This is a genomic window from Paenibacillus sp. P36, from assembly GCF_045866505.1.
Lineage (GTDB): Bacteria > Bacillota > Bacilli > Paenibacillales > NBRC-103111 > Paenibacillus_E > Paenibacillus_E chondroitinus.
In genome coordinates this window covers 5,220,200-5,247,078 of sequence record NZ_AP038372.1, presented here as the reverse complement: position 1 = coordinate 5,247,078, position 26,879 = coordinate 5,220,200, and the positions used below count along the sequence as shown (strand labels likewise).

Below are 26,879 nucleotides of genomic sequence, written 5' to 3'. Positions count from 1 at the left end.
CATGTAAACGGTTTTACAATATATACCTATCAGTTAAAGGCTTAGAATATCGCCTGTGTCTCAACGATAACTTTGACGTTTTGAACGCTGCGGTCCTCAGGGCCTTTGACAGGAAGTCCAACCTCAACATGCTCGACGATGTAATCAATAAGCTCTTGTGTGATGACTTCACCTGGAAGCAAAATCGGAATCCCCGGTGGATAAACATAGATGAACTCAGCGATGATCCGGTCGGCGGAATCTTTGAACGGCAGAATTTCGGTCTCGCCATAGAAAGCGTCACGCGGTGTCAACGTTAATTGAGGAATAGCAGGAACTTTAATGACAACCTCTTTGACTTCAACAACATCGTCATTCATATGCGAGAGTTTGCGCAGAGCTTCTAGTAGAGTCTCAATGTTCTCAGGCGTATCACCAGGCGTAATGAGGCAGAGAATGTTGTACATATCGCTCATTTCGACTTCGATATTGTAGTGCTCGCGCAGCCAGTTCTCGACTTCGAAGCCTGTGACGCCGAGCTTTCGCACGTGGACACATATTTTCGTCGGATCATAAGTGAAAGTCGCTTCTTCGCCGAGAATTTCTTCTCCAAAACAGTAGAGGTTCTCGATTTCATTAATTTGCTTTCTAGCATACTGAGCAAGGGCGATCGTACGTTCCGCCATTTCATACCCGTTCAAAGCCAAGTGCCTGCGGGCTGTATCTAGAGAAGCTAGTAAGATATAGGACGTTGAAGTCGTCGTAAGCATAGAGATAATCGTTTGAATCCGCTTCGGATTTACGCGATTTCCTTTTACGTTCAAGACGGAGCTTTGCGTCATGGATCCGCCTAGCTTATGAACGCTAGTCGCGGCCATATCGGCGCCTGCTTCCATAGCGGACATCGGCAGTTTGTCATGGAAATGAATGAGCACGCCATGCGCTTCATCAACAAGGACCGGCATGTTATAGCTGTGTACCAGATCAACGATCTCTTTTAAATTCGTGCATACGCCATAGTAAGTCGGGTTGATGACCAAGACGGCTTTGGCGTCGGGATGCTTCTCGAGCGCTCTGCGGACAGAACGAGTCGGAATACCGTGGTCGATTCCTAAGTTCTTGTCACGAGCTGGTTGAATAAACACCGGCTTAGCGCCTACGAATATAATCGCTGCAAGTACGGATTTATGTACGTTTCGCGGAACGATAATTTTATCGCCCTCGGAGCAGACGGTCATAATCATCGTCATGATGGCTCCGCTTGTTCCTTGTACGGAGAAAAACGTATGGTCGGCGCCATAGGCGTCCGCAGCCAGCTTCTGGGCTTCCTCAATGACACCCATCGGTTGATGGAGATCATCCAGCGGTGCTATATTGATGAGGTCGATGGACAGGGCGTTGTCTCCAATAAAGGAACGAAACTCCGGGTCCATGCCGACTCCTTTTTTGTGGCCAGGAATGTGAAATTGAATCGGATTTCTTTCAGCATGCTTGAGCAATGCATTGAACAGGGGGGTACGGGTATGATCCACCTGATTATCGCTTCCCTTCTATCGTGGATTGCTTGTCGAAAGTTGCAACAAACAAAATGAGTATATCAAACTAGAGATTTCATGCAAGCTAATTTTTTGAAAATAGTTTGTGCAAATTGGGGAAAAACTAACAACACTTGTTAAAATACGGCCAAATAAGGAGAAATCGCATGATTTTGAGGCAAAAATGGCGGAAAAACCAGTTGTTTTCCCCATTTGTGATCGAATTGTTAATTATTATGTTTATCGTCGAATTTGTGAAGGGTGCACTGCTCATTACCATATTGCCGGTGTATATGAAAACAGGGCTTGGCGCATCCGCGTTTATTATCGGGTGGACGCTTGCGGCGCAATATATCGGTGATAATGTGCTGCGCACGCCTGTTGGCTGGATTATTGATAAACTCGGTTACCGTACAACCATGCTTACAGGTGTGCTCTTGACCTTTATTTCCGTAATCCTGATGGCGACGACGTCGCAATATATATGGATGATAGTCGGCTGTGCGCTGCTTGGCTTTGGGACAGCCCCGCTGTGGCCCTGTGTAATTACAGGTACGACAGAAGTGGCGGGAGAGGATGGCAAAGCGACGATTATGAGCGTCGTTTACATGGCATGGTTATCAGGTGTCGGACTGGGTCCGGTGGCGATCAACTTTTTTGTAGGCGAAAATCATTACAGCACGGCATTTCGCTTATTAATAGCTTGCATGACGATTGTAGTGCTGGTAGCGCTGATGCTGCCTAGGAAGAGTTCAACTGCGGATGTGGCGACGGAAAAGGTCTTGACCCACGCTAAAATACAGAAAGCACCGATTGCTCAGCGAATTTCAATTTATCTGAGTGAAGTAAAGCGATCGCTGTCTGTTAGTCCGCTGATGTTTCCCGCGATGTTCGCACAGACGTTTGCTCTCGGCATATTGACACCGATTTTGACACTGTATGCCAAAGAGGTGTTAAAGCTTTCCTCCTTCGAATACAGTATGTTTTTGATTGCCGGAGGAGCCGTCACGGTCATTTGTTTAGTTCCGATGGGGAAATGGGTGGATCGCCGAGGCATACGTCCGTTTTTGATAGCGGGATTTACGATTAGCGCCGCAGCGCTGCTGCTGTTTACATATGCCAAGTCTATGACCATACTGTATGTATTGGTAGCCCTGCTTGGAATCGGTTATGCGTTCATCATACCTTCCTGGAATGCATTGATTGCTTCGGCGATACCGCCTGAGAAAAGAGGGGCCGTATGGGGGTTTTTCCTGACGATTGAAGGGCTCGGTATGATCGTCGGCCCGATTGTTTCCGGCAAGCTCTGGGATGTATATGGCTATCATGCGCCTTTCTTGATGAGCGGTTCAGTCCTCGTACTGTTACTTGTTCTTCAAATGTTCATTTCCATCCCCAAAAAAGGTATGGTACGATAAGGAAAAATGTTTGGTTTGGAGGCTCATAAGCATCATGAATAAACAGATTGGAATCATCATGTTGTTGTTGATGACCATTTTCGTAGGGTTTGGCATTATCATTCCCATCCTGCCGGAAGTTGTCAAAGGAGCCGGCTCTGAGTATCATAACGCGTTGTTGCTATCGGTCTATTCTGCGGCTTCCTTTCTGATGTCTCCGATATGGGGCGCCGTGTCGGACCGCATTGGACGCAGACCTATCATCTTGATTGGCTTGCTAGGTTTTAGTATCAGCTTTTTGATTTTCGGATTTGCCAATGGGCATCTGTGGGTCATGTACGTGTCACGTATCTTGGGGGGCTTATTCTCAGGTGCTGCCACAGCATGTGCTGTCGCTTACGTGGCGGACATTACAACGGCCGAGAATCGGACGAAAGGCATGGGCATGGTGGGCATGTCGATCGGCTTAGGTTTTATCTTCGGACCGGCGCTTGGAGGTATTTTAAGCCGCTGGGGCACTTATGTACCTTTCTTCGCAGCTTCGATCCTGGCGTTCGCCTCGTTCCTATTTGCTTTTGCGATCCTATCGGAATCGCTGCCGGCAAATAAGCGATCTTCGGTGAAGGAGAAAGCCCCTTCTCGATGGACCGCATTCTCCGGAGCTTCTAAGTATCTGTATGTCTTATCCTTTTTCGTTTCGTTTACACTAGCCGGCTTAGAAGCGACACTTCAGTATTATCAAATGGACAAAATCGGCGCAACGCCATTTGATATCGGCATGATGTTCCTTGCCAGCGGCATCGTCGGCGCGTTGATCCAAGGCGGTGTCGTTCGCCGCCTGGTCAAGCAGGGTGCCGAGCAGAAAGTGATCGGCATCGGCTTATTGCTCTCAGCAGCTGGCTTCTTCCTGCTGCTGTACTCCAGCAGCGTAGTCACCGCTGCGATTTACTTGTCCGTATTCGGCGCGGGGAACGCGCTGATACGGCCTTGTGTGACGTCGCTGATTACGCAGCGCACGAAAGTCGGTCAAGGCGTCGCGACGGGCCTCAGCTCCTCCATGGACAGCCTGGGCCGCATCGCCGGCCCATTGCTTGGCGGAGCGGTGTTCGCCATCGCGCATTCCTTGCCGTTTATTATCGGCGGCGTGCTTTGCTTGGCGGCGATTCTGCTGCTGCAGCGCTTCGTGCTGGTAGACCGCCAGACGCGCGTTCAACAGCAAACGGCCTAGAGCAAATGAAAAGCTGTACACTAGCCTTTCTCGGTAGAGAGGGCGGGTGTACAGCTTTTTTTGATGCTTGGGGGAACTACAGTCCGCTATCTTTGACGAAAACGTCAATCCAGAAACGCTCCCATCGCCGCGAAGCATCCTATTACGCAGCTCGTCAGCGCCGTATTTCAGGGGCAAGACGACCCCGATCGAACGTAGGGATACAATCATCGTACCCAAGCTGAAAAACCCTGAGAAGAACGCTTGGGGGTCGATAAAGAGTCGTTGGTTGAATGATCTGGATAAAAAAAGACTGCCCCAACGCCATCAAAGATGACAGTGAGCAGTCTTTTAAATACCCTTAGTCCTTAGCTTTCTTCTCTTTCTTGTGATCAACCCACTTCTCAATCGAAGGGGTTAGCTGATCTTTAATGGACGCGACGAGCTTGTCCTTGGAAATGCCTTTCGACTGAGCGATTTCGGCGAGCGACTTGCCGGAGCGGAGCTGGGCATGCAGTTCATCTTTGCTCAGTCCAAGCGTTTTGGCGAGTTTTTCCGTGTCAGGCTTCAGTCCGAAGCGGTGCCACTTGCTTCTGCCATGGCTGTCCAGCAGGTTCTTCTCGTTGAGGATGAACTTCAGATGCTCGCCAAGTTTTTGCTTCATATGCTCGCCCTGGTCGGCAGTCAGCTTGCCATCCTTCACGGCCACTTCGATCTTGCCGGTACGGAGCTGCTCGAGTTTGGCCGTTAGGTCGGCTTCACTAATACCTTTGTCGGCGGCTGCCTCCACAATGCTTTTGCCGCTCTTGAGCGACTTCACGAGCACTTCTTTGTCAACGCCTATGACATGGGCGGCTTCCTCGATAATCGGCCATTTGCGGCTATGGCGCCCGTGCCCTTTCTCATCAGCTTGCTGCAAAGAGACGATCTCCTGCTGATTCTCGGAAGGAGCTTGCGCTGAAGCTGAAAGTGATGGGAGCATAGCTGCTCCCAAGACGAACGAGAGGGCCATCGTGCTTACCAGAAGCTTTTTTCTATAATGCTGATTCATGTGTGTACGCCTCCTTTCCCAAATAATAGGAATTACAGAACATAGTCTGTGCAGGAGGGATTAATTTTAGTTTAAAATAACCTTAGTTTTACATAAAAATTCCAAGATTCGAGTTATTTCGCGTCGACTGCCAGTTGATACAAGGGAACCAGCTTTTCGAACGTGTCTTTAATCAGGGATTCAAGTTCGTCAGGTTTGGTCAGCACAGGATCTTGGAAATGAAGGTTTTTGCCGATCAGCAGCTCAACTTTTTTGACATCGCGGAAACGGATCAAAGCATCATTCCATGCGCTTCGGTCCAGTTCAGCAAGCGGAGTGACATCCTTTTTCATATGATCGAAGGACAGGACGAAATCGGCTGGGATTTCCTTTTGGAGGCGATCGATCTGATTCATATACGCGGTAGCGATGTTGCTTTTATTAGGCAGCTCATAAATGAGTGCAAGCCAGATAAACACGCGGTCATCGAACAGGCCGACCTGGAAATGAGGGACTTGCTTATAGCCTCTTTTGTTTGGGCAGATCGCCATCCAGGTGTCCACCGGCGGATTAATTTTGCGTCTTAAATGCTTGGCAATATGTAAGAACATTTCGGTTCCGGCCAAAAGCGAGAGATCCTGCGCCAAAGAATCGCCTAACGCTTTGAATTTAGGTTGAATGCGCTCGCGAATGGCTTCCATTCTTCCATCTAGACCTTCTATAGCAAACGTATCAAAATCATGTTGTGTAAATCCAGTAAAGCTCATCGTCAGTTGCCTCATTTCACTTACGTTTTTCAATTATTTTAAAATAAATGAGTGCGCTCTGCAATGTTTTACGAGTTTCGTAGAATGCAAGTAGGAAAAAGGTCCCAATTTGTCTAAAAAAGCAGGAAAATATAGGAGTTTGCCGAAATATGTGGAATAATCTATGGCTAAAGACAGGAGAATTCGGATATGAGAATGAAGAAATGGTCTGCGATCGCTCTTTTGGGCTCTTTGATGGGCACATGCTTTACGGCAGGCGTCTATGCGCAAGATGTGCTGCAACGTGTTGACGCGTATTTAAGAAATGATTTCAAGATCGTAGTGAATGGGCAGCAGGTGACGCTTATGAACCCTCCGTTAATTTATAACAATAGCAGCTACTTGCCAGTGAAAGAGTTGGGAAATTATTTGGGGGCAGTTGTCAATTGGCAGGAGAGCTCCAAAACGATCTATATTAATCCGCGTATCAATCAAGGACAACCCGCTGAGGGGAATAATATCAATTACACAGAAATAGTGTTCCAATACCCTTATGTGCAGTACTTCGATTATCGAGGTGCCACTTATCCGATCCTCACGAACACGACAGAGCTAACGTACTATCGATTAAAGGATGTGGAGCGAATGGGTGTGCCTACAGCCGGATTGCGCAAAGCGAAGGAGAAATATTCGGAAGAGATCTATGTCGGAGAGGATGAATTGAAGAAGGTTTGGGGGAGCGAGCCTCCGCAATCATCGTATATGTATAATGAAGGTGTTACGGTCACAGGTGAGAATGATCCTATTAAAATTAAAGCACTCAAAGACTATGTGGAGAGCTTCCGATATTATGAAATCGATAAGATACCGTACATGTCAAGCCCGATTATTATTGATGCACTGCCTGAACTCAATACATACAGTTATTTACTTGTCGAGAACGGTCATTACTTCCGCACGACACTCAGGCTGACTCAGAGTAATAATACAAACCCTAACAATCAGCCTGAATATGTGGTGGGGAGCTCCTCCAAAGAGAATATCGAGGTCGTCAAAGTAAACAAATAGCTACACTAGCTGATGACTCCGGATTGTTTTTTTAAATAGAAGATGGCAATTTGCGTGCGATCGCGGAGATTCAACTTGCTGAGAATTTCAGTGATATAATTTTTGACCGTACCTTCGCTCAGGAACAGTTCCTGGGCGATTTCTTTGTTCGACAAGCCTTCCGATATTTTCTCAACCACAGCTTGTTCACTGGCCGTTAGTCCGTATTCCCGGAGCATGGCAGGCAGAGGTGCGCTTGGTGCGGGAGCCGGGCTGATGAAGGTAGCTAATTTCTTGGCAATGTCAGGATGGATAAGCAAATTGCCTTGCTCAACCGTTTTAATTCCTTGAACGATACGGTCCGGAGAAATGTTCTTCAACAAATAGCCGCTAGCCCCATTGCGAAGCGCCTGAACGATAAACTCATCGTCGTCAAATGTTGTTAGAATCAGAATGGAAATCGCGGGATATGCTTGTTTAATTTTCAACGTTCCTTCGACGCCATCGCAGATGGGCATTCTAATGTCCATAAGGACTACATCGACCTGAACACCGCTCTGAATAAAAGCCAAAGCTTCATCGCCATGATTGCACGTACCGACAACCGTAATGTCTTGGTCAAGTCCAATAATCAATTGCAAGCTTTCTCGAATAAACGGATCATCGTCAGTAATAAGAACATGTATCATTGTTGTTTCAATCCTTTCTTTCTTCATCTGCATTAGTTCGTGTTAACGAAAAGTGGGCAAGACGGTTGTCACGGTAAAAGCGGAGTCCATAGCCACATAAAGCTGACCGCCAATAAGCTTGCTGCGCTCTTCCATACCTGTCATTCCAAGCCCTTTCACGGTTTGAGCGGCAGGGAGTCGCCCGTTATTCGAAACGCTCATTGTAATTTGTTTGGTTTCATAAATTAATTGAATCTGAACGGAAGTTGCTCCGCCGTGGCGAATTGCATTCGTGATGGCTTCTTGGGCATTGCGGTATAAAATGAAGGCGAGACTTGGATACAGGACATAAGGCATTCCCTGAATATCAACTTCAATCGCGATACTTTTGTCCTTGGTCAGTCCTTCAATAAGCCGATTAAGCGTGAACGACTGCATGGAGTCGTCATCCGGTTTCAGCTTGCGCACCGTTGATCGAAGCAGCTCCATACTTTCAGTCAACTGGTCCCTGACGGAAGTTAACATCTCCATGCCTTTATCCATTTGGATTGGCAAAATCCGCAGACCGGCTTCCATCATCATTTTGAGACGAATTAATTGATGCCCCAAATCATCGTGAATATCTCGGGAAATCCGGTTCCGTTCATCCAGTTGGGCTATATTTTCAACCTGTTTGGCATAGTCCAATAACTGCATGCGTGCTTCATCCAGCTCATAATGCTGCCGCCGCAGCTGATCATAGAGCAGTTCGATATCCACTTTGTTTTGTTCCACCTGGCTCATATGCAGCAATAGGAGCGCCAGGATAAAAAAGAGAAGATTGGCCAGCACATAAGAATTGCTCGATTGGCCTTGTAAACTCAGATTTAAAGCGATCAATTGCACACCTAAGATAGAAATTCGGAGATGACGATGAAAGGAATGAAGATAAGTCAGCATTGTGGAGTAAAAAATCATGAATAATAAGCCGTCAAACGTATAGCTTAGCCATCCGCTGAATGCGATTTCGATCAGAAGCATCCATACAGCTCTCTTGAAAATCGTTCTTCGCAGCTCGGCGACCCAGAAGAATAGAAGAATAAAGAACACATACGTGCCGTTAGACGCGTAACTTTCGAGATACATGGAGGCAATCGCTGGAATGAGAATAAGCGTGTAGCGGGTAATAAGCAATAAAGGTAACAAGCGATTCCCTTCCTTTGTAAGCGTGTAGGAAAATTATAGCATAATTGACATGTGAGTCTACATGTTTTATGGCGTACTTATGACTTTTGTCACCTTGTTAAATGACTTAATCTACCTGTAGATGTCAATTCCATGAGGTACAATAAGTGTAATTCAAGCCGTCGAGAAAAGGGAGAGGATCCTATGAGTTTTGTTCAAATTAAAAATGTTGTAAAAAAATACAGCCAGCAAATATCCGTTGATCATTTGAATTTATCCATCCAGGAAGGCGAAATTTTCGGTTTGCTGGGCCCGAATGGAGCCGGGAAAAGCACGACGATCAAAATGCTAAGCGGCTTGCTCAAAATAGATGGGGGAGAAATGATTGTAGACGGTTTGTCCGTTGCCAAGGATCCGTTGGAGGTCAAACGCCTTATCGGTCTTGTTCCGCAGGAGCTTGCCATTTTCGAGAGTTTAAGCGCTAGGGAAAATGTTACGTTTTTCGCCAGACTTTATGGCTTAAGAGGTCCTCTCTTACAAAGTCGTGTGAAAGAAGCTCTTGAATTCGTCGGATTATCGGATCGGGCTAACGATAAGCCGAACGCTTTTTCAGGCGGAATGAAGAGGAGATTGAATATTGCTTGCGCCATTATGCATCATCCCAAGCTGATTATTATGGATGAGCCGACCGTCGGCATCGATCCCCAATCCCGGAATCACATTCTGGAGTCGGTCAAAACCTTGAACCGCATGGGCTCTACGATTATTTACACATCGCATTACATGGAAGAGGTAGCTGCGATTTCGACGCGTGTCGGCATCATGGATCACGGACATCTGATCGCTTGCGGTACGCAAGAGGAGCTTCGTGGCAAAGTCGCGCAGGATAATAAGATTGTGCTGCAGGTGGCGCATTTATCCGAAGAGGCGGTTAAGGAGCTGCGGGATCATCCCAAAATCAAGCAAGTCAACGCTCAGGAGCAAGCGCTTGAACTGCTGGTCGGTTCGTCGCAAGCCTATTTGCAAGACATTTTGTTCATTTTATCCAAACATAACGTCAAAATTCAATCGCTCGTGCAGGTAGAACCGGATCTTGAAGCATTATTCCTGTCGTTGACCGGCAGAACTTTACGGGATTAGGGGGAGAGCACGATGTCGTTATGGATTATTGCAAAATATGAAGTATTGCGAATGTTTCGCATGCGTTACGTCATGGCCATCCAGTTTGTTATGCCGCTTTTGCTCATATTCATCTTGGGTTCAGCGCTTTCAGGAGCGTTCAAAGTGGAGGACCGGACCATCAAACCGGTGAAAGTGGACGTTGTGCAGGGAGATTCAGGTGCCTTGAAATCAAGTATGGAAGGCTTTCTGCATTCTCCCGACCTCGGGAATTTGATTCACACTTCAACAGTTCAGACACGCGACCAAGCTGTCAAAAGGCTTAAATCAGGCGTCTCTGAATTTGCGCTGATCATCCCTGATGATTTCAGTGCCCGTGTAATGGCGGGGAAGGAAGCCGAATGGGAAATGATTTTCGGTAACAATTACGAGCAAAATTTGACCGCCGAAATGGTGCTTCGTTCCTTCTTGGATAACGTAAACCAAAGACAGGCAATCGCGATAGCGACTGGTTCTGAAGCAGCAGCTTCTACACAGAATCAGGGTTCGTCTGAGCATGTTGCTGCCCCGGCAGCTAGCCATGTCAAGCTAGGCAATCTTGCAACAAATAATTCCCAGTATTCTGCTATGCAATATTATGCGGCATCGATGCTGGTCATGTTTTTGTTATACTCCGGACTTTCCACGGCGATGACACTGCAAGGCGAAAAGGATAAACATACACTATCTCGCCTTAATGCCATGCCAATTCATGAATCTACAATTTTACTTGGCAAGGTGCTCGGAAATGCTTTTATTGCGATTTGTCAGGCGGCGGTCATCGTCGGAACAACCGTTATTGTTTATCATGTCGATTGGGGAAAATCGTATGGGTTATTGGCGCTGATCTGTTTTTTCGTCGTCGTAGCGTCCATGAGCCTCGCTGTATTAACGGCTCTCATCGTGAAATCGTCCAAAGGAATCTCAACCATTTTCCAGATGGTGGTGCTGACGATGTCTTTTCTAAGCGGGGGCTTTACACCTTTACCGGATGGATTTCTGCGGCAAATTGGTGAATTCACTCTGAATTACTGGGCGATGCAAAGCATGTATCGCATAATGCTAGGCAGTGAAACCTCTGTTTTAGCTCATCATTTACTTGTCTTGGGCTGCATTAGCGGAGGATTACTGCTTGTTTCCTTCATTGTTTACCGAAAGGCGGGATACCATGAATAGTTTGTTTATCGCCTATAATATGCTTCGTCGCACGCTTTTACAAAAAAGAGGTTTTCTGATGTATTTGCTCATTCCGGCGGGCGTAGTTTCCTTGATCATCGGTGTGATGGGACAGCAGCAGGAGCATCGGGTTGATATCGCTTATATCAATATGGATCGCGGGCCGCTTGGCGCCCATTTGGTGCAAGAGTTGAGTGGACTGCCGGACTACAGGCTGAAGGAACAAGTTTCCGATGCGGACTTAAAGGAAGCGGTGACGAAGCAAAGTGTCGGTGGCGCGTTCGTCATTCCGGAAGGATTCAGTGAGACGTTGTTAAAGGGCTCCTCACCGCAAGTAGATATGTATCAATTAAGTGTAAGTGAAGCGACGGTTACGTTGAAAATAACGCTGGATAGCATCCTTTCCGGCTATCAAGGAACTGTTGATGCCCTGCTCAAGCTAGGACTTCAGGAGAAGTCGCTTCAGGATGCCGTGGATAAGACATTGATCCAGCTGGAAAAACACCAAGTTAAGGCGCGTGTCACGGATCTGAACTTGTATGTAAATCCGAATATGCATCTTGTCATTGGCTTTATGCTGATGTTCATGATGGGGGTTATCAATAACACAATTTCCGTCATTATGGAGGATCGGAGAATGCGGACTATGGCAAGAACCTTCACTGCTCCGGTTCGCTCCATAGAAATTATGCTAGGCAATTTTATCGGCAGCTTTTTTGTAGGAACCTTGCAAGTGCTAGTGATCTTGATCATTACACGGTATGTAGCTCTGTATGATTATGGACTGCCGTTCTTCTCACAATTTGTTATGTTGGAGTTTTTCTTATTAGCAAGTATGGGCATTGCCAGCGCAGTTGCAGGTTTAGTGAAAAATGCCTCCAATATGGGCATGATTAACTCTTTGATCGTTACGCCTACTTGCATGCTCGGCGGCTGTTTTTGGCCGGTTTCACTGATGCCGGATTGGATGCAGAAAATTGCTGATTTCGTTCCCCAGAAATGGGTAATTGAAGCCATTCAACTTATGGCTGCAGGGCAATCTTTGTCTCAAATGTGGATGCACATGGGGGTGCTGACCTTATTTGCTCTGATTCTGCTTGGTGTCGGCACTGTGATTCTGAGACCCGAGGATGCGGAGGTAGGTTAATCCGGTCTCAAGCAGAAATATGAATAAAGGGCTGCTGGCGAAATGCCAGTCAGCCCTTTCGTATTTGAAGTGGATTAGATAACGAATGCACTAGAAATAATAACTAACAAAATAAAGAGAACCAAAATTGCTGCGGCAGAATTGTAACCACCAAAACCAGCTTCATAACCCATTCAAAATCACCCTTTCGTTGGTTAATTCTGTGCGTTTGCCTTACAGGGATAGCATATGGTGATCTCCCTAGGAGTGAATGGGCGAATGGTCCTGTAGGGGGATGATTGTGCTTTTGTACCTATCCATCGATAAATGTAAAGAAAATGTGTTACAATGGAGCGATAGATTCATCTTATTGGACATGGTTCAATTCGAGATAATGAGTGAAACGAAGGAGAGAGCGGGAATGGCCGTTACGGCGAACGAGGTTGCAGAATGGATGCTTGAACAGCTGAAATCCGCAGGGATTTTGCATCAGAAAGAAGCCGTTGACTATATTATTCGCCATTATGGAGAATCCTTTATTTATGTCAACGAGAATGGCAATCAAGCGATTTCCAAAGAAGTCAAAAAAATATTCAAGAAACTTCATGGCGGCAGAGCAGCTTGGGAGCGCGACGGATTTTTCTGGGGATGGCATTAAATCGGGTCGCTCTGCATAGAAAAACCAGCCTTCCATTTTTTGCTAGGCTGGCGCCGCGGTCATACAGGCATCGGCTTTTTTTGTACGTTTTTCCTTAAAAAAATGTCAATAATCCAAGTTGCTAAAACATAGAATTCATAATAAGATAAGGATAAGAAGATAAGTTGTCTGAATATTTAAATAAAATCAAACGCACCAATTATGGAGGGGATTGCCGTGAGTAAGAGTCATGAAGTGGAGTACTGCAACCTAGAGTTACGATTTGATCGCCGGCTAATCCGGAACTTCATTAAAGCACTCATTCAAGAAGGTTATTCTCTGTATTGGAACGAAAGTGAGCTGCAGTTCATCATTTCCATTCGGACAGGACGCAAGCTGATTAAGCTGAAGTTTGAACGAATTGGTGAAAAGTATAAAATCGTGGGTAATTATTCGTTCAAAGACGAGAAGCTCGCGGAAATGATGGAAAAATTGATTGGAGACACACGCGGTCATGCCGTAGTCAAAAGATTTAAGGATCGGCAAATTCTCATTGAGAATATTATGTTCGGGGAAATTATTCGCATGGTTGAAATTAGCGGCATCGAACATAAAGTGCTGTATCAGAAGGAGCCAGCCGTGACAGTAGAAGAAGTCATGCAAGCGCTGCGATCCAAGCGTACTGATGAGCGAATCCCTATTTTGCGCATGGAGCTCGATTATGAACTGGCCACCTTGCATGATGCGATCGCATCCGGGGATGCCAAAGCGATTATGGAGAGTAAAACCAAATTGCTTGAAATGCGTCAAGAAATGCTTTTATTGGAGATGTGAGAATGAATAGTGGATTTGAATAAGAAGAGAGCCTGTATTTATACATACGGACTCTCTTTTGTGTTTCTTAGGGTTTCTGAAAAAGAAGAAGCGTATTTACTAGGATTTTTGCTTAAACTAGAGGTAGGCCGCTCCCAGGAAAGGGAGCTTTTTTATTGAAAAGACTATTGTTAACGTGTGCATGAATGTGATATGCTTCTGATAGAGGTGAAGGAATGAGCGTAACGATTAAGGATATTGCCAAGCTTGCGGGTGTGTCCCATACGACGGTTTCCAGGGCGCTTAATAACAGTCCGCTTATTCAAGAGGAAACGAAAGAACGTATTCGACTCATAGCCGAGCAACTGGATTATACGCCCAATTACAGTGCAAAGAGCTTAGTACTCGATCGATCGTATAATTTGGGGCTGTTCTTTACCACACTGAGTAAAGGAACTTCAGCAGGTTTTTTCTATGAAGCTATCCGCGGCGTCAATTCGGTCATTCAGGACCGATACCAACTGATTGTCAAGGGGATTGATGACTATTCGAGCTTTCAATCCATTACCCGCAAGAGCTTTGACGGAATTATTATTGTTTCTCAAAGCGATGACGATCAGGCCATTATTGATCATATCGCAAGTAAAGGTATCCCGCTCGTCGTTCTCAATCGGCCAGTCTCCACAGCCGGCGTGTTGAATATTCTGTCTGATGAAGAGCAGGGCGCTTTCCTGGCATGTTCCTATTTGATCGAGCAAGGCCACAAGCGCATTGCGTTGATTGAGGGGCGCAAAGGATTTAAATCCGCCCAAAATCGGAAAGACGGCTTCGAACGAGCCATGAAGCATTATGGCATTAAGGTACCGCCGATTTACAGAATTCCCGGTTTGTATGATCTCGAAAGCGGTCATAAAGCTATGCAGCAATTTCTTGCCTTGGAAGAGCGGCCTACCGCCGTTTTTAGCTGTAATGATGAGATGGCGCTTGGTGCAATGAAAGCGATATCGGAAGCCGGCATGCAGGTGCCAACGGACGTTTCCGTTGTTGGATTCGATGATACGGTGTTTGCAGCTTATGTAACGCCCGCCTTGACAACCGTCCGCAGACCGATTGAACAAATTAGTAAAGAAGGCGCTGTACGGCTCCTTGGCAATATTGAGAATAAACAGCACGAAACGGAGCAGGTGCTTTTGAAGACAGAGCTCGTCGTGCGGGAGTCCGTAAAGAAGCTGTCAACATAAAGAAAGAGGGAATAATCGATGAGCATTTTGAGAGAGCTGTTAAATGATATTCCGATCCCGCAAGTGGTTAAGATTCGTCAGAAGTTCGACCGTACGATTCTGGAAAATCCAGAGCAGGAGCTTGCAGATAAGCTTGCGAGCAGCGGCGTTATGGAGACCATTCTTCCAGGTCAGCAAGTTGCTGTCGCCGTAGGGAGCAGAGGGATTGCGAACATCGCCGGATTTACCAAAACGACGATTGATGCCATTAAGGCCAAAGGTGCATTCCCGTTCATCGTGCCTTGCATGGGCAGCCATGGTGGCGCAACAGCAGAAGGACAAACGGAAGTGCTTCTTCACTTTGGGATCACGGAAGCGACAATGGGCGCTCCGATTCGTTCCTCTATGGAAGTTGTGAAAATTGACGAGCTTCCTAACGGTTTGCCGGTTTATGTGGACCGCATCGCCTCAGAAGCGGATGCTATCGTTGTCATTAACCGCGTGAAGCCGCATACGGCGTTCCGTGGACGTATTGAGAGCGGCATCATGAAGATGATCGCGATCGGGTTAGGGAAGCAAAAAGGCGCAGAAGCTTGCCACCAGCTTGGCTTTAAGTATATGGCGGAGAATGTGCCGGCCATGGCGAACCTGATGATCCAGAAGCTGCCCATCGTGTTCGGTGTAGCCCTCGTCGAGAATGCCTATGATGAGACTTGCCGTGTAGAAGTGCTTCCTGCAGCCGAGATTGAAGAGCGCGAAGAGCAGCTGCTGATTGAAGCGAAGGCGCGGCTTCCGAAGATTTTGTTCGATGAGATTGACGTGTTGGTCATTGATTATATCGGTAAAAATATTAGCGGCGACGGCATGGATCCGAACGTAACCGGCCGTTATCCGACTCCTTATGCCCACGGTGGCCCGGACGTTGCCAAAATGGTTGTTTTGGATTTGACGCCAGAGACGAAAGGCAATGCAAACGGGGTAGGAACTGCTGATTTTACGACTCAACGATTAGTAGATAAAACGAATCTGGAGTTCACGTATGCTAACGGACTGACCTCCACTGTATGTGCGCCAACGAAGATCGCAACAACGCTGGAGAATGATTTTTATGCGATCAAAGCAGCTGTCAAAACTTGCAACATTCTGGACTACACGAAGTGTAAGCTGGTTCGGATTCAAGATACGCTGCACCTTGGCGAAATTGAAATTTCCGTGAATTTGCTCGACGCTGCGCGCGTGCATCCCGATATTGAGATTTTAACTGAGCCATATGAGCTTTCATTCAACGCAGAGGGGAATATTAGCAAATGACTGACCAATTAAGTACCCTCAAGCCCTACATCATTGCGGCTGATATTGGTACGACAAGTACGAAAACGCTCGTTATTTCACGCGAGGGGAAAGTTCTGGGGTCACATTCCATTGAATATCCCCTGTTCACCCCAACGGCTGATCGCGCCGAGCAAGACCCGGATCAAATTTTTGATGCTGTCGTGCAAGGGATTGGCGAAGTTGTTCGGAAGGTGGGCGTCAAGCCTGAGCAAGTGCTTTGCGTCTCCTTCAGTTCAGCTATGCATAGTCTCATTGCAGTCGATCAAAACACGAAACCGCTGACCGCTTGCATCACATGGGCGGACAATCGCAGCGCGATGTATGCGGCTGAATTGAAGCGCAGCGGCCTGGGGCAGCAGATTTATTCGCGAACAGGCACGCCGATCCATCCGATGTCTCCTCTGCTCAAGCTGATGTGGTTCCGAGATAATGAACCTGGGCTCATGAAAGAGACCTATAAGTTCATTGGTATCAAAGAATATGTTTTCGCGAAGCTATTCAATCGTTATGTGATTGACCATTCACTTGCCAGTGCAACAGGCTTATTCAATCTGGAGAACTTGGATTGGGATGAAGAAGCCCTGGGACAAGCTGGTGTTACGCCAGCTCAGCTCTCCGAGCTAGTTCCAACAACGTATCGCGTAGAAGGCCTTAACGCTGAATACGCTTCTGCCATGGGATTGTCCCAGGACACGCCGTTTATTGTCGGAGCTTCCGATGGTGTGTTGGCCAATCTGGGTGTTGGCGCTTTTGAGCCTGGCGTTGTCGCAGTCACGATAGGCACAAGCGGCGCGGTGCGCAGCGTAGTGACCAAGCCGCAAACAGACCCGGAAGGCAAACTGTTCTGCTATGCGCTTACAGAGAAGTTCTGGGTCGTTGGCGGACCTATCAACAATGGCGGTATTGTTTTCCGCTGGGTACGAGATCAGATCGCTACCGCGGAGGCCGAAGAGGCTCGCCGTCAAGGGATCGATCCGTATGATTACTTGACCGAGCTAGCCTCCCAAGTGAAAGCGGGCTCTGACGGGTTGTTGTTCCTGCCGCTGCTTTCGGGAGAACGCGCTCCGTATTGGAATGCGAATGCTCGCGGCGTTTATTTCGGGCTTTCCCTTAGCCATGAGAAGAAACATATGATTCGCGCGGCTCTGGAAGGCGTCATGTTTTCCATTCAAGCTGTCGCAACGTCGCTTGAGCGGATTATGGGGCCAGCGGCAGTAATCCGAGCTTCAGGCGGTTTCGCCAGATCGGAATTTTGGCGTCAGATGATGACGGACATGCTGGGTACGTCCGTTACGGTGCCGGATTCCATCGAAAGCTCTGGTATCGGTGCAGCGCTGCTTGGTTTACTTGCAATGGGCGAGATTGATGATTTGGCTCATGCACACAATTGGATTCAGGTTGGAACGGCTCATGAGGTGAATGAAAGCAATTATCGCGTATATCAACAATTGACATCTATTTATACAAGCGTATATCATCAGTTAAAAGATCAATTCGACGCGATAACCGCCTTTCAAGGACAGCACCTTCGGAGCCCTCAATCATAAATAGCTTAAGCAAGCAAAATGCTAGAGGGGATGAAGACAAATGAATTTATTCGATCTTAGAGGGAAAACAGCAGTAATTATCGGCGGTAACAGTACACTTGGAGGTTCCATGGCGATTGCATTAGCCGGTCATGGCGCGAAAGTAGCGATTGTTGGACGCAACCAAGAGAAAAGCGATCAAGTTCGCCAGCAGATCGAAGCGATCGGCGGCGAAGCCCAAACTTTCCAAGCGGATGCAACGAAACGCGAAGATTTGGAGCTTGTGCTCAAAGAAGTTATCGCTTGGTCTGGCCGTGCTGACATTTTAATGAACTGTCCAGGGAAAAATAGTGCTACGCCTTTCTTTGACATTTCCATGGAAGAATGGGATTCTATTATGGAGGTAAATTTGAAAAGCGTCGTGCTGGCTTGCCAAGTGTTCGGGAAATACATGGTTGATCGCGGCGAAGGCGGAAGCATTATCAATATCTCGTCTGTGTCTTCTGATCCGCCACTTTCACGTGTATTCACTTACTCCGCTTCTAAAGCAGCTGTCAATAACATCACACAGAACTTGGCTCGCGAATTCGCTCCAAGCCGTGTGCGTGTGAATGCGATCATTCCTGGTTTCTTCCCAGCTGAGCAGAATCGTAAGATTTTGTCGCCTGAACGTATCGAGTCCATTATGCGTCATACGCCAATGAACCGATTCGGTGAGGCATCTGAGCTACAGGGTGCTGCTGTGTTCCTTGCTTCGGAACAAGCTTCCAGCTTTGTTACGGGCTCTGTTTTAAGAGTAGACGGTGGTTTTGGCGCGATGACGATTTAAATATTTATATATCGGAAGGGTGTATGAGAGACGTGTCTAAACAACAAATTGGTGTAGTTGGATTAGCGGTAATGGGGAAAAACTTAGCGTTAAACATCGAGAGCAGAGGTTTCACTGTATCCGTATTTAACCGTTCTGCCGAAAAAACAAAAGAGCTTCTTGAAGAAGCAGCCGGCAAACAACTCGTTGGTACATACTCTGTTGAAGAATTCGTACAGTCCTTGGAAGTTCCGCGCAAAATTTTGATCATGGTCAAAGCTGGCGGACCAACAGACGATACGATTAATCAATTGCTGCCTCACCTTGAAAAAGGAGATATCCTGATCGATGGGGGCAACGCATTCTTCCCGGATACGCAACGCCGTAACAAAGAACTGGAAGCGCATGGTATTCGTTTCGTTGGAACAGGTGTTTCCGGCGGCGAAGAAGGCGCGCTTAAAGGCCCATCGATTATGCCAGGCGGTCAAGAATCCGCGTATAAATTGGTTGAGCCTATTCTTACAGCCATCTCTGCCAAAGTTGGCGATGACGCTTGCTGTACGTATATCGGACCAGACGGTGCCGGCCACTATGTAAAAATGGTGCACAACGGGATCGAGTATGGCGACATGCAGCTGATTTGTGAAGCTTACCAACTCTTGAAAGATGTTCTGAATGTAAGCACTGAAGAACTTCATGAGATCTTCACAGAGTGGAACAACGGCGAGCTTGACAGCTACCTGATCGAAATTACACGTGATATCTTCACGAAATACGACCCTGAAACCGGCAAACCGATGGTTGACGTTATCCTCGATTCCGCTGGTCAAAAAGGAACAGGAAAATGGACCAGTCAGAGTGCTCTGGACCTTGGCGTACCGCTTTCCATCATTACGGAATCCGTATTCTCCCGTTTCATCTCCGCGATGAAGGAAGAACGCGTAGCGGCTAGCAAAGTGCTCAAAGGACCTGATGCTCCAGCTTTCACAGGCGATCGTAAAGCATTTATTGAAGCTGTGCGTCAAGCTCTGTATGCAAGTAAAATTTGCTCCTATGCACAAGGCTTTGCTCAAATGAGAGCAGCTTCTGATGAATATAAATGGGATCTGAAGTATGGCAACATCGCGATGATTTTCCGCGGCGGCTGCATTATTCGCGCTAGATTCCTTCAAAATATCAAGGATGCGTACGACCGCAATCCGGAACTGAAAAACCTGCTGCTTGATTCTTACTTCACAGATGTGGTTGAGAACTATCAACAATCGTGGAGACAAGTTGTTGCAGAAGCTGTAACTCGCGGTATCGCGGTTCCTTCTTTCGCATCGGCACTTGCTTACTACGATAGCTACCGTACAGAAAGACTGCCGGCTAACCTGCTGCAAGCGCAGCGTGACTACTTCGGCGCTCACACGTTCCAACGTGTGGACAAAGAAGGTTCCTTCCACTTCAACTGGATGGAAAACTAAGAGGGCAGGGGCGCTACGCCTCTCCCTGTAAACCGTAAGCCGCTTCGCGCAGCCACATTTTCAAACGATCGGCTTCTTGATCGAAGCCGTTCCGTCTGTGAATGAGCATCAAGGAGACTTCGGCAAAATAACGGAAATTTTTTAACAATCGTGGTTGAGCAAGACCTTGCATGCGCGGGTCTTCTTCAGCCACTTTTTTCTTAATAAACTCCAAAATCCAAACAACATCCTCTTTGCACAAAACATAGCTCGGGTGTAAGATTTGCTCCAGTTTGCCTTGCGTGTGGTTGGAATAGGCAACAATTGGGTTCAAAACTTCATCTCTCCTTGTCGGCATTAGGTTTCTCTTAAAATCTTAACTGTTTGTGTTGGAATTTATTCACACTACTATATGTTTTTCAAATGGATTGTATTCATGACTATGCGGCTATGGTATGATGTTGGGAAAGTTTGTATGAACAGCATATGAGAAAAGGGGATTAACGTGACAACAAGCAATCTTGTACTTGTAGGTTTCATGGGGACAGGCAAATCAACCGTCGGGAAGAAGCTCGCTGAGCGTTTGGGATGGCAATTTCAAGACTCGGATGCCGTACTTGAAGATGAGCAGCAGACGAGCATCGCGGATTTGTTTCGTCAATATGGGGAAGTGCATTTTCGCACATTAGAGAGTAAAACGCTAGAAAGCTTATTAGCTCAAAGAGGGCAAATTGTGGCAACAGGCGGGGGCGCTGTGTTAGCAGAGGAGAATAGAGCGTGTATGCTTCGTAATGGCTTTGTCGTGGCGCTGAAAGCTTCACCAGAGACAATCATTCATCGCGTGAGCGCGGATATAAATCGTCCACTGCTGCAGGGCAACTTGGAAGAACGTGTTCATACACTGCTTGAACAGAGAAAGTCTGCGTACGATTTCGCACATGTCATGATCGACACGACGGAACTAACGACAGACCAAATTGTTGATTTGATTATTCAGCAAGCGAATCTTTGAGAGGAGGGACAAGCTTTAAGCTTAGTCCTCCCACTCCAACATACCGCCGGTCATGTTTTTAAGGCCTTTATAGCCTTGTGCTTCCAAAAAGCCAAGCGCTCGCCCGCTGCGATTGCCGCTGCGGCAAACAAGAATCACTTCATCCGCCTGCGGGATCTCGCTTAGTCGCTCCGGCAATTGGCCTAGTGGAATATGGATTGCACCGGCAATCATGCCTTCTGCCACTTCTTCGTCTTCTCGAACGTCGATGATTGCCAACTTCTCGCCACGGCTTAATCTATCTTTGACGTCGGATGGTAAAATCGTATCCATCGTAGGACCTCCTTGTTTTAAAATGCGGGGGATAAACCCCATCAGAAGTAATGATAGAAACATTAAGACAAGATGTCAAACCTCGTGTCGCATAAGCTCCGGCGATAAGTCTCGAGCAGCCTCGATTGCCGAGCTACATCCTAAGGGTGAGCTTGGTGTTTGCGCCGCACGAGAACCTTACGGACCGAGCGGCCCTTATTTAGAGAAAATAGGCCGTTTTCAAATTCTAACGGACGCCACAGCTGCTATTTTCATGATTAACATGAAATTTGGCTGTCTTATGACCAATTAACGGCTCTAGAGTCCGTTAAGTCAGCAAAAAGGGGCCATTTTATTGAAAATAACGGCACTGAGGTCCGTTAGCTCTACAAGCGCCGCGGCAATGGGGGCCTCTTATACGCTTTCACGTTCTGCAGGCACTGCGATCCGGTAACGCGGCCCATAAGCTCCGCCGACAAGTCCCGAGTAGCCTCGATTCCCTAGCTACATCCTCAGAGCGAGCTCGTAGTTTGCGCGCCGTCCGAAAACCTTACGGACCGAGCGGCCCTTATTTAGAGAAAATAGGCCGTTTTCAAATTCTAACGGACGCCACAGCCGCTATTTTCATGATTAACACGAAATTTGGCTGTCTTTTGACCAATTAACGGCCCTAGAGTCCGTTAGGTTAGCAAAAAGGAGCCATTTATCGCAAATAACGGCACTGAGGTCCGTTAGCTCTACAGGAGCCTCGGCAATGGTGGCCCCTTATACGCTTTCACGCTCCGCTGGCACTGCGATGCGCTAACGCAGCGCAAAGGCTCCGGCGACAAGTTCCGAGCAGCCTCGACTACCAAGCTACATCCTAAGGGCGGGCTTGGAGTATGCGCAGTACGGCCGTTTTCATAAGTAACATGAAGTTTGGCTGCGTGGCACATACATGTTCGAGAAGGTTCCCAAGTTCTATTCCGTATGGTACACTGACAATAAATCTTTTGGCCTGTTTTTTACTGGGAATTCTGATGAAATATCCTGCGTTTGATAATTGGAAACTATTGATTGGTACCTGTTTTATGAGAGCTTTCACTACAGTTATACCGGTGGAATTCTATTAACATTCATCGGATATTACATATAAACACATGCGAAGGAGATATTAACCACATGAAAGCCATTGTGAAACCTACTGCAAATCTACAAGGAGAAATTAACGCCCTTTCCTCCAAAAACTACACAACTCGTTATTTGCTAATCGGTGCACTTGCGAATGGGACAAGCACGATCTATTACCCGGCTCACAGTGAAGACAGTGATGCAATGAGACGTTGTGTACAAGATTTGGGCGCTGTCATCGAAGAAGATGATGAGAAGATTGTCATTACAGGTTTCGGCAAGAACCCTAAACACGTGTCTGAGTTGAACGTAGGAAATGCCGGTGCCGTTCTGCGGTTTTTAATGTCTACAGCAGCATTTTGCCCGGATGTAACGTTCGTTAACACGTATCCTGAATCCTTGGGTAAGCGTCCACATGACGATTTAATCGAAACTTTGCAGCAAATGGGCGTAGAAGTACAACATTCTAACGGACGTTTGCCGATAACAATTAAAGGGGGCAAACCCCGCGGCGGCAAACTTACGGTTTCCGGAAACGTCAGCTCGCAGTTCCTTAGCTCTCTCTTATTCATGACACCTCTGCTTGAAGAAGATAGCGAGATTGAAGTGCTTCATGATTTGAAATCCAAAATTATTGTGGGCCAAACGCTCGAAGTGCTTGAGCAAGCAGGCATTGTCGTTCATGCAAGCGAAGACTTGATGCACTACCGGATTCCAGGCAGACAATCGTACCAAGCCAAAGAGTATGTGATTCAAGGCGATTATCCGGGTTCTGCGGCCATTCTGGCAGCGGCGGCAGTGACGAACTCGGACGTACGAGTTCTTCGTTTGGAAGAAAACAGCAAGCAAGGCGAGAAAGCTTGTGTGGATGTTTTACGTGCAATGGGTGTTAATTTAACTCATGATAACGGAGTTGTACACGTTCGCGGCAATCAAAAACTGATCGCAGGGGAATTTGATGGCGATCACTTTACAGATGCTGTACTAGCTATGGTTGCGGCTGCTGTATTTGCAGAAGGTACATCGCGTTTCTACAATGTTGAAAATTTGCGTTACAAAGAGTGCGACCGAATCACCGATTACTTGAACGAACTGCGGAAAGCAGGCGCAGATGTGGAAGAGCGTCAAAGTGAGATTATCGTCCACGGCAAGCCGGAAGGAGTTACTGGCGGTGTCGAGATCAACGCTCACTTCGATCATCGCGTCATTATGGCTTTGACCGTCGTTGGACTTCGTTCCGAGAAGGGTTTGACTATTCGTGATGCTCATCACGTGGCCAAATCGTATCCGCAATATTTTGACCATTTGCGTTCTATCGGTGCTCAGGTTGAACTTGTGAAGGAGTAACTTCATTCCAAAAACAAGGATCGGGTGAGTCAGCATGAGGATTATTTGGCAGGGGTTAAAGGTGACGTTTGGATTTTTCCTCGTTGCAGGACTTGTGTTTGCCAGCAGTGTTTTTGCTGTACTGCTGTATGCCAAAGCTACCGGGAAAGAGCCGGCATTATTTGCAGCCAATCCTGTAGTGGCCACGGTTAAGCCAAATGAGCCAGTTCAAGCAGCGGAGGTTTCTTCGCCACAACCGACAATCCAGACAAAAAAATCAGCAATGATTGATGCGCCTGTTTTTTCTCAACTGCCTGAACTGCCTGCAGGTTGTGAAATAACGAGTTTAACAATGCTTCTGCATTACTATGGAATTACCAAAAGCAAGATGGAACTTGCATCCGAGATGCCCAAAGATAATACACCTATCAAGCTAAATGCAGATGGTTCACCTGCTTATTGGGGGAACCCGAACATAGGCTTTGTAGGTGATGTTACCCGAAAGCAAAGGGGCTTCGGCATTTACCATGCCGGTCTTTTCCCACAGCTAAAGTCCTACATTCCGGAAGCGATCGATATTACGGGTGAGTCCTTTGAGCTATTTGAACAGCAAGTGGCAAGCGGTATTCCGGTCATTACATGGACGACAATTGATTATAATTTGCCATACAAATGGGTGACGTGGGACACGCCGATTGGCCCGATTCAAACGACTTATGCGGAGCACGCTGTATTATTGGTCGGATTCGATGAGAATAATGTATACTTGAATGACCCGCTAAGCGGCAAGAAACAGCTGCAAGTAAACAAAGCTCAGTTTATTGAGAGTTGGACCGCTATGGGGAAGCAAGGCCTCACTTACTTGAAAAAATAGGAGGTACTAAGCATGACTTTTGAAAATCCGTCCAGAGAGCACATTAAGGAAATTCTTGCGAATGCAGGCAATATTGCCGTCGTAGGTCTGTCCGACAAGCCTGATCGCACATCTTATATGGTAGCGGCTGCCATGCAGAGCAGAGGATACCGGATCATTCCCGTCAATCCGAATGCAACGGAAATTTTGGGTGAGAAGTGCTATGCTTCGTTATCCGACATTCCGGAGCCTGTCGATATCGTCAATGTTTTCCGCCGGGCGGATCAAGTCGTTCCCGTTGCGGAGGAAGCTGTGCAAATTAAAGCTAAAGTGTTCTGGCTGCAGCTTGAAATCGTGAATGAAGAAGCAGCCCGCATCGCAAGTGAGGGTGGCTTAGAAGTCATTATGGACCGTTGCATTAAAGTTGAGGACGCCATTCTCAATCCGCGGAACAACTAAGGTATAACACAAAAAACCGCTTTTCTCTGACCGTTATGGTGAGAGAGAAGCGGTTTTATTTACGATAAAGCCTAAGCTTTTAATACATCGTGATCGACATAACGTGTACCATTCAACTCACTAATCACGTTAATAGCCACTTTGGCGCCATCCCCGGCAGTAACAATGGTGTGCATGGAAACACCGGCGATTGTGCCAGCTGCCCATACCCCTTTGAGGCTGGTGTTACCTTGTACATCCGCATCGACAACCGTTTTGATACGAGGCTCAGTACCTGGCTTCGTCTGAATGCCGGAGGCTTCGGCAAGGTCAACGGATAAACCTGTAGCAAGAATGACATACTTACCTTCATATGTACCATTTTCTGTTGTTACTTGAAAGCCGTCGCCAGCCTGATTCAATTGTGCAGCTTTGCCTTGCACGAATTCAGCACCGAATTTAGCGGCTTGTTTCTTCCCGATTTCGACTAAATCAGGACCGGTAATGCCATCTACACCATAATGATTTTCAATCCACGCACGTTTTGTCACGCTTTGATCATTGTCGATAACGAGCGTTGATTTGCCAGCTTTGGCTGAGAATAAGGCTGCACTTGCTCCAGCAGGTCCTGCTCCAATAATAATAATGTCATAGGCCATGTCCGTATTCCTCCTTGTAAAGTGTATAGGGTACTAAGAAATTATGGCATATTTATTTCCTATTAGTCAACTTACGTGTATAGAAAGTATGTTTTCTCATTTGAACCACTTTGCATGGATCTTAAAATAAAATAAATAAAAAACGGAGGAGCGGAGAGAATAAAAGAGGCTCCCAAAAGGTGCCCAAAATATAGAAGTATGTAGGAGGATTTACACACATGTATAACAACTTCAACAACAACGGTACCTTATCGTTCGGTAACTCTTCGCAAGGTATGCAAGCGTCCCACAACAACCAAGCGTCACAAGGTTATCAGAGCAACACCTCCCAATATCAAGGTTACCAAAAGCAGTATCAACCTGTAGGTTATGTCCAGTCCTTTTACACCCAACCGGTATCAAGCAGTACTACTCAAAGCTTTAGTCAAGGCTATAATCAAGGCAGCAATCAGAATCAGGGCTATAATCAAGGCCATGCTGCTACGGAGTCTTTTCATATGGCCAATTACCGGGGGAACCAGACGGGCAATGACAACTATACGCGCAGCGAGTCTTCCGTATCATCGCATTACCAACCATCAAGCTTCCAAAGCGCTTATTCTACCTACAACGGGATGAATAACCAAAGCAATGCCATCACTTCTAATCAATCTCAACCGTCGACCTATTCCTACAGCCAACCATCGATTACGAGCCACTATACGAGCTCTTCACAAATGAATCAGCAGCCTAATGCTCAAACTTATGTTTCGCCTAATGCTTACCATACGGCTAATTACCGTGGAAACCAGCCAGGTCATGATGCTTATTTGCGCAGTGACTCATCTAATTCTTCTGCGCAATCCTACTCCTACCAACCGACCTATGCCTTTCAACAAAGCACGCAGCAAGGATATCAACAGCAGGGGCAACAAGGGCAGCAAGGACAAGCGGGATATCAAAGCTACCAACAGCAAAACACACAACCGTTTATCCAAAGTTTCAGCAGTACGGGCATGGGGCAGCAATACGGAAATAATTCTTCGTACTAATTGCCGTATGCTTTCCAACATGTATAAGCGGGTCGATCCTCGACCTGCTTATTTTGTTTTGACAAACGGGCAAACAAGCTATACGATTTGATAAGAGAGGCTTATGCTTACCATGTAAGTTTTTTCGAGAACACTGGGCTTTGGC

28 protein-coding genes are annotated in these 26,879 nt (G+C 46.9%); 19 read left to right on the top strand and 9 right to left on the bottom strand.

Going from position 1 to position 26,879, the window contains the following annotated elements:
* Window positions 1-41 precede the first annotated feature (41 nt).
* Window positions 42-1,511 (bottom strand): aminotransferase class I/II-fold pyridoxal phosphate-dependent enzyme, encoded by a 1,470-nt coding sequence (locus tag ACKTT9_RS23675; RefSeq protein WP_127452094.1) that lies wholly within the window; start codon window positions 1,509-1,511, stop codon window positions 42-44.
* Between the two features lie 170 nt (window positions 1,512-1,681).
* Between ACKTT9_RS23675 and ACKTT9_RS23670 the strand changes: the two genes are divergently transcribed.
* Entirely contained in the window at window positions 1,682-2,932 is a 1,251-nt protein-coding gene (locus tag ACKTT9_RS23670; protein WP_407867856.1) for an MFS transporter, read from the top strand.
* 34 nt (window positions 2,933-2,966) lie between these two features.
* The gene (locus ACKTT9_RS23665) at window positions 2,967-4,139 is read left to right on the top strand and encodes an MFS transporter (protein ID WP_157321459.1); all 1,173 of its coding nucleotides are present in this window, start codon (window positions 2,967-2,969) and stop codon (window positions 4,137-4,139) included.
* A 340-nt stretch (window positions 4,140-4,479) separates the two neighbouring features.
* On the opposite strand, the gene ACKTT9_RS23660 is transcribed toward ACKTT9_RS23665, so the two are convergent.
* Both ACKTT9_RS23660 and ACKTT9_RS23655 read right to left on the bottom strand, forming a co-directional pair.
* Entirely contained in the window at window positions 4,480-5,169 is a 690-nt protein-coding gene (locus tag ACKTT9_RS23660; RefSeq protein WP_407867855.1) for a hypothetical protein, read from the bottom strand.
* Window positions 5,170-5,282: 113 nt separating this feature from the next.
* Window positions 5,283-5,915, bottom strand: a complete 633-nt coding sequence (locus ACKTT9_RS23655; protein ID WP_407867854.1) for a YktB family protein — start codon at window positions 5,913-5,915, stop codon at window positions 5,283-5,285.
* A 189-nt stretch (window positions 5,916-6,104) separates the two neighbouring features.
* On the opposite strand from ACKTT9_RS23655, the gene ACKTT9_RS23650 reads away from it, so the two are divergent.
* Window positions 6,105-6,962 carry a stalk domain-containing protein gene (locus ACKTT9_RS23650; RefSeq protein ID WP_407867853.1) on the top strand — a complete coding sequence of 286 codons (858 nt, stop codon included), beginning with the start codon at window positions 6,105-6,107 and terminating at the stop codon, window positions 6,960-6,962.
* 5 nt (window positions 6,963-6,967) lie between these two features.
* Here the strand turns inward: ACKTT9_RS23650 and ACKTT9_RS23645 are convergent, their stop codons facing one another.
* Both ACKTT9_RS23645 and ACKTT9_RS23640 read right to left on the bottom strand, forming a co-directional pair.
* A complete protein-coding gene (locus ACKTT9_RS23645) occupies window positions 6,968-7,630 on the bottom strand; it encodes a response regulator (protein WP_407867852.1) in 663 nt (220 codons plus the stop codon).
* A gap of 42 nt (window positions 7,631-7,672) precedes the next feature.
* Window positions 7,673-8,794 (bottom strand): sensor histidine kinase, encoded by a 1,122-nt coding sequence (locus ACKTT9_RS23640; protein WP_407867851.1) that lies wholly within the window; start codon window positions 8,792-8,794, stop codon window positions 7,673-7,675.
* 183 nt (window positions 8,795-8,977) lie between these two features.
* Here ACKTT9_RS23640 and ACKTT9_RS23635 point away from each other — a divergent pair, with 183 nt between their 5' ends.
* Genes ACKTT9_RS23635 through ACKTT9_RS23625 form a run of 3 tightly spaced genes read left to right on the top strand, consistent with a single transcriptional unit; the run spans window position 8,978 to window position 12,254 of the window.
* Window positions 8,978-9,913, top strand: coding sequence for an ABC transporter ATP-binding protein (locus ACKTT9_RS23635; RefSeq protein ID WP_407867850.1), 936 nt, complete (start codon window positions 8,978-8,980; stop codon window positions 9,911-9,913).
* 12 nt (window positions 9,914-9,925) lie between these two features.
* On the top strand, window positions 9,926-11,107 hold the full coding sequence (locus ACKTT9_RS23630; RefSeq protein ID WP_407867849.1) for an ABC transporter permease: 1,182 nt from the start codon (window positions 9,926-9,928) through the stop codon (window positions 11,105-11,107).
* On the top strand, window positions 11,100-12,254 hold the full coding sequence (locus ACKTT9_RS23625) for an ABC transporter permease (protein ID WP_407867848.1): 1,155 nt from the start codon (window positions 11,100-11,102) through the stop codon (window positions 12,252-12,254). Before ACKTT9_RS23630 ends, ACKTT9_RS23625 begins: the two co-directional genes overlap by 8 nt.
* Before the next feature lie 74 nt (window positions 12,255-12,328).
* Here the strand turns inward: ACKTT9_RS23625 and ACKTT9_RS23620 are convergent, their stop codons facing one another.
* Window positions 12,329-12,427: a YjcZ family sporulation protein gene (locus tag ACKTT9_RS23620; RefSeq protein ID WP_127452113.1), complete on the bottom strand. Its 99-nt coding sequence runs from the start codon at window positions 12,425-12,427 to the stop codon at window positions 12,329-12,331.
* A gap of 227 nt (window positions 12,428-12,654) precedes the next feature.
* Here ACKTT9_RS23620 and ACKTT9_RS23615 point away from each other — a divergent pair, with 227 nt between their 5' ends.
* From ACKTT9_RS23615 to gndA, 7 genes are all read left to right on the top strand, one after another.
* Window positions 12,655-12,891 (top strand): DUF6953 family protein, encoded by a 237-nt coding sequence (locus tag ACKTT9_RS23615; RefSeq protein ID WP_127452406.1) that lies wholly within the window; start codon window positions 12,655-12,657, stop codon window positions 12,889-12,891.
* 216 nt (window positions 12,892-13,107) lie between these two features.
* Complete coding sequence (locus tag ACKTT9_RS23610; protein ID WP_127452115.1) at window positions 13,108-13,704, top strand: hypothetical protein; 597 nt, start codon at window positions 13,108-13,110, stop codon at window positions 13,702-13,704.
* Window positions 13,705-13,919: 215 nt separating this feature from the next.
* Window positions 13,920-14,924: a LacI family DNA-binding transcriptional regulator gene (locus tag ACKTT9_RS23605; RefSeq protein WP_407867847.1), complete on the top strand. Its 1,005-nt coding sequence runs from the start codon at window positions 13,920-13,922 to the stop codon at window positions 14,922-14,924.
* 18 nt (window positions 14,925-14,942) lie between these two features.
* Window positions 14,943-16,214, top strand: coding sequence for a lactate racemase domain-containing protein (locus ACKTT9_RS23600; RefSeq protein WP_127452119.1), 1,272 nt, complete (start codon window positions 14,943-14,945; stop codon window positions 16,212-16,214).
* Complete coding sequence (gene gntK, locus ACKTT9_RS23595) at window positions 16,211-17,782, top strand: gluconokinase (RefSeq protein WP_407867846.1); 1,572 nt, start codon at window positions 16,211-16,213, stop codon at window positions 17,780-17,782. Before ACKTT9_RS23600 ends, gntK begins: the two co-directional genes overlap by 4 nt.
* Before the next feature lie 40 nt (window positions 17,783-17,822).
* Window positions 17,823-18,590 carry an SDR family oxidoreductase gene (locus ACKTT9_RS23590; RefSeq protein ID WP_407867845.1) on the top strand — a complete coding sequence of 256 codons (768 nt, stop codon included), beginning with the start codon at window positions 17,823-17,825 and terminating at the stop codon, window positions 18,588-18,590.
* 32 nt (window positions 18,591-18,622) lie between these two features.
* Complete coding sequence (gndA, locus tag ACKTT9_RS23585; protein ID WP_127452124.1) at window positions 18,623-20,035, top strand: NADP-dependent phosphogluconate dehydrogenase; 1,413 nt, start codon at window positions 18,623-18,625, stop codon at window positions 20,033-20,035.
* A gap of 13 nt (window positions 20,036-20,048) precedes the next feature.
* Here gndA and ACKTT9_RS23580 read toward each other — a convergent pair whose 3' ends face one another.
* Window positions 20,049-20,348, bottom strand: coding sequence for a hypothetical protein (locus ACKTT9_RS23580; protein WP_157321432.1), 300 nt, complete (start codon window positions 20,346-20,348; stop codon window positions 20,049-20,051).
* A 171-nt stretch (window positions 20,349-20,519) separates the two neighbouring features.
* On the opposite strand from ACKTT9_RS23580, the gene ACKTT9_RS23575 reads away from it, so the two are divergent.
* Window positions 20,520-21,026: a shikimate kinase gene (locus ACKTT9_RS23575; protein ID WP_407867844.1), complete on the top strand. Its 507-nt coding sequence runs from the start codon at window positions 20,520-20,522 to the stop codon at window positions 21,024-21,026.
* A 21-nt stretch (window positions 21,027-21,047) separates the two neighbouring features.
* Here ACKTT9_RS23575 and ACKTT9_RS23570 read toward each other — a convergent pair whose 3' ends face one another.
* Window positions 21,048-21,338: a rhodanese-like domain-containing protein gene (locus ACKTT9_RS23570; RefSeq protein ID WP_407867843.1), complete on the bottom strand. Its 291-nt coding sequence runs from the start codon at window positions 21,336-21,338 to the stop codon at window positions 21,048-21,050.
* A gap of 860 nt (window positions 21,339-22,198) precedes the next feature.
* Here ACKTT9_RS23570 and ACKTT9_RS23565 point away from each other — a divergent pair.
* From ACKTT9_RS23565 to ACKTT9_RS23550, 4 genes are read left to right on the top strand one after another with little or no spacing between them, the layout of a single operon-like run.
* Window positions 22,199-22,429, top strand: a complete 231-nt coding sequence (locus tag ACKTT9_RS23565; protein WP_407867842.1) for a fluoride efflux transporter FluC — start codon at window positions 22,199-22,201, stop codon at window positions 22,427-22,429.
* A gap of 49 nt (window positions 22,430-22,478) precedes the next feature.
* Window positions 22,479-23,774, top strand: coding sequence for a 3-phosphoshikimate 1-carboxyvinyltransferase (gene aroA, locus ACKTT9_RS23560; RefSeq protein WP_157321428.1), 1,296 nt, complete (start codon window positions 22,479-22,481; stop codon window positions 23,772-23,774).
* 34 nt (window positions 23,775-23,808) lie between these two features.
* Window positions 23,809-24,627: a C39 family peptidase gene (locus tag ACKTT9_RS23555; protein ID WP_407867841.1), complete on the top strand. Its 819-nt coding sequence runs from the start codon at window positions 23,809-23,811 to the stop codon at window positions 24,625-24,627.
* A 12-nt stretch (window positions 24,628-24,639) separates the two neighbouring features.
* Entirely contained in the window at window positions 24,640-25,065 is a 426-nt protein-coding gene (locus tag ACKTT9_RS23550) for a CoA-binding protein (protein WP_407867840.1), read from the top strand.
* A gap of 71 nt (window positions 25,066-25,136) precedes the next feature.
* Here the strand turns inward: ACKTT9_RS23550 and ACKTT9_RS23545 are convergent, their stop codons facing one another.
* The gene (locus ACKTT9_RS23545; protein WP_407867839.1) at window positions 25,137-25,703 is read right to left on the bottom strand and encodes an FAD-dependent oxidoreductase; all 567 of its coding nucleotides are present in this window, start codon (window positions 25,701-25,703) and stop codon (window positions 25,137-25,139) included.
* A 218-nt stretch (window positions 25,704-25,921) separates the two neighbouring features.
* Between ACKTT9_RS23545 and ACKTT9_RS23540 the strand changes: the two genes are divergently transcribed.
* On the top strand, window positions 25,922-26,734 hold the full coding sequence (locus tag ACKTT9_RS23540; protein WP_407867838.1) for a hypothetical protein: 813 nt from the start codon (window positions 25,922-25,924) through the stop codon (window positions 26,732-26,734).
* Window positions 26,735-26,879: the final 145 nt, after the last annotated feature.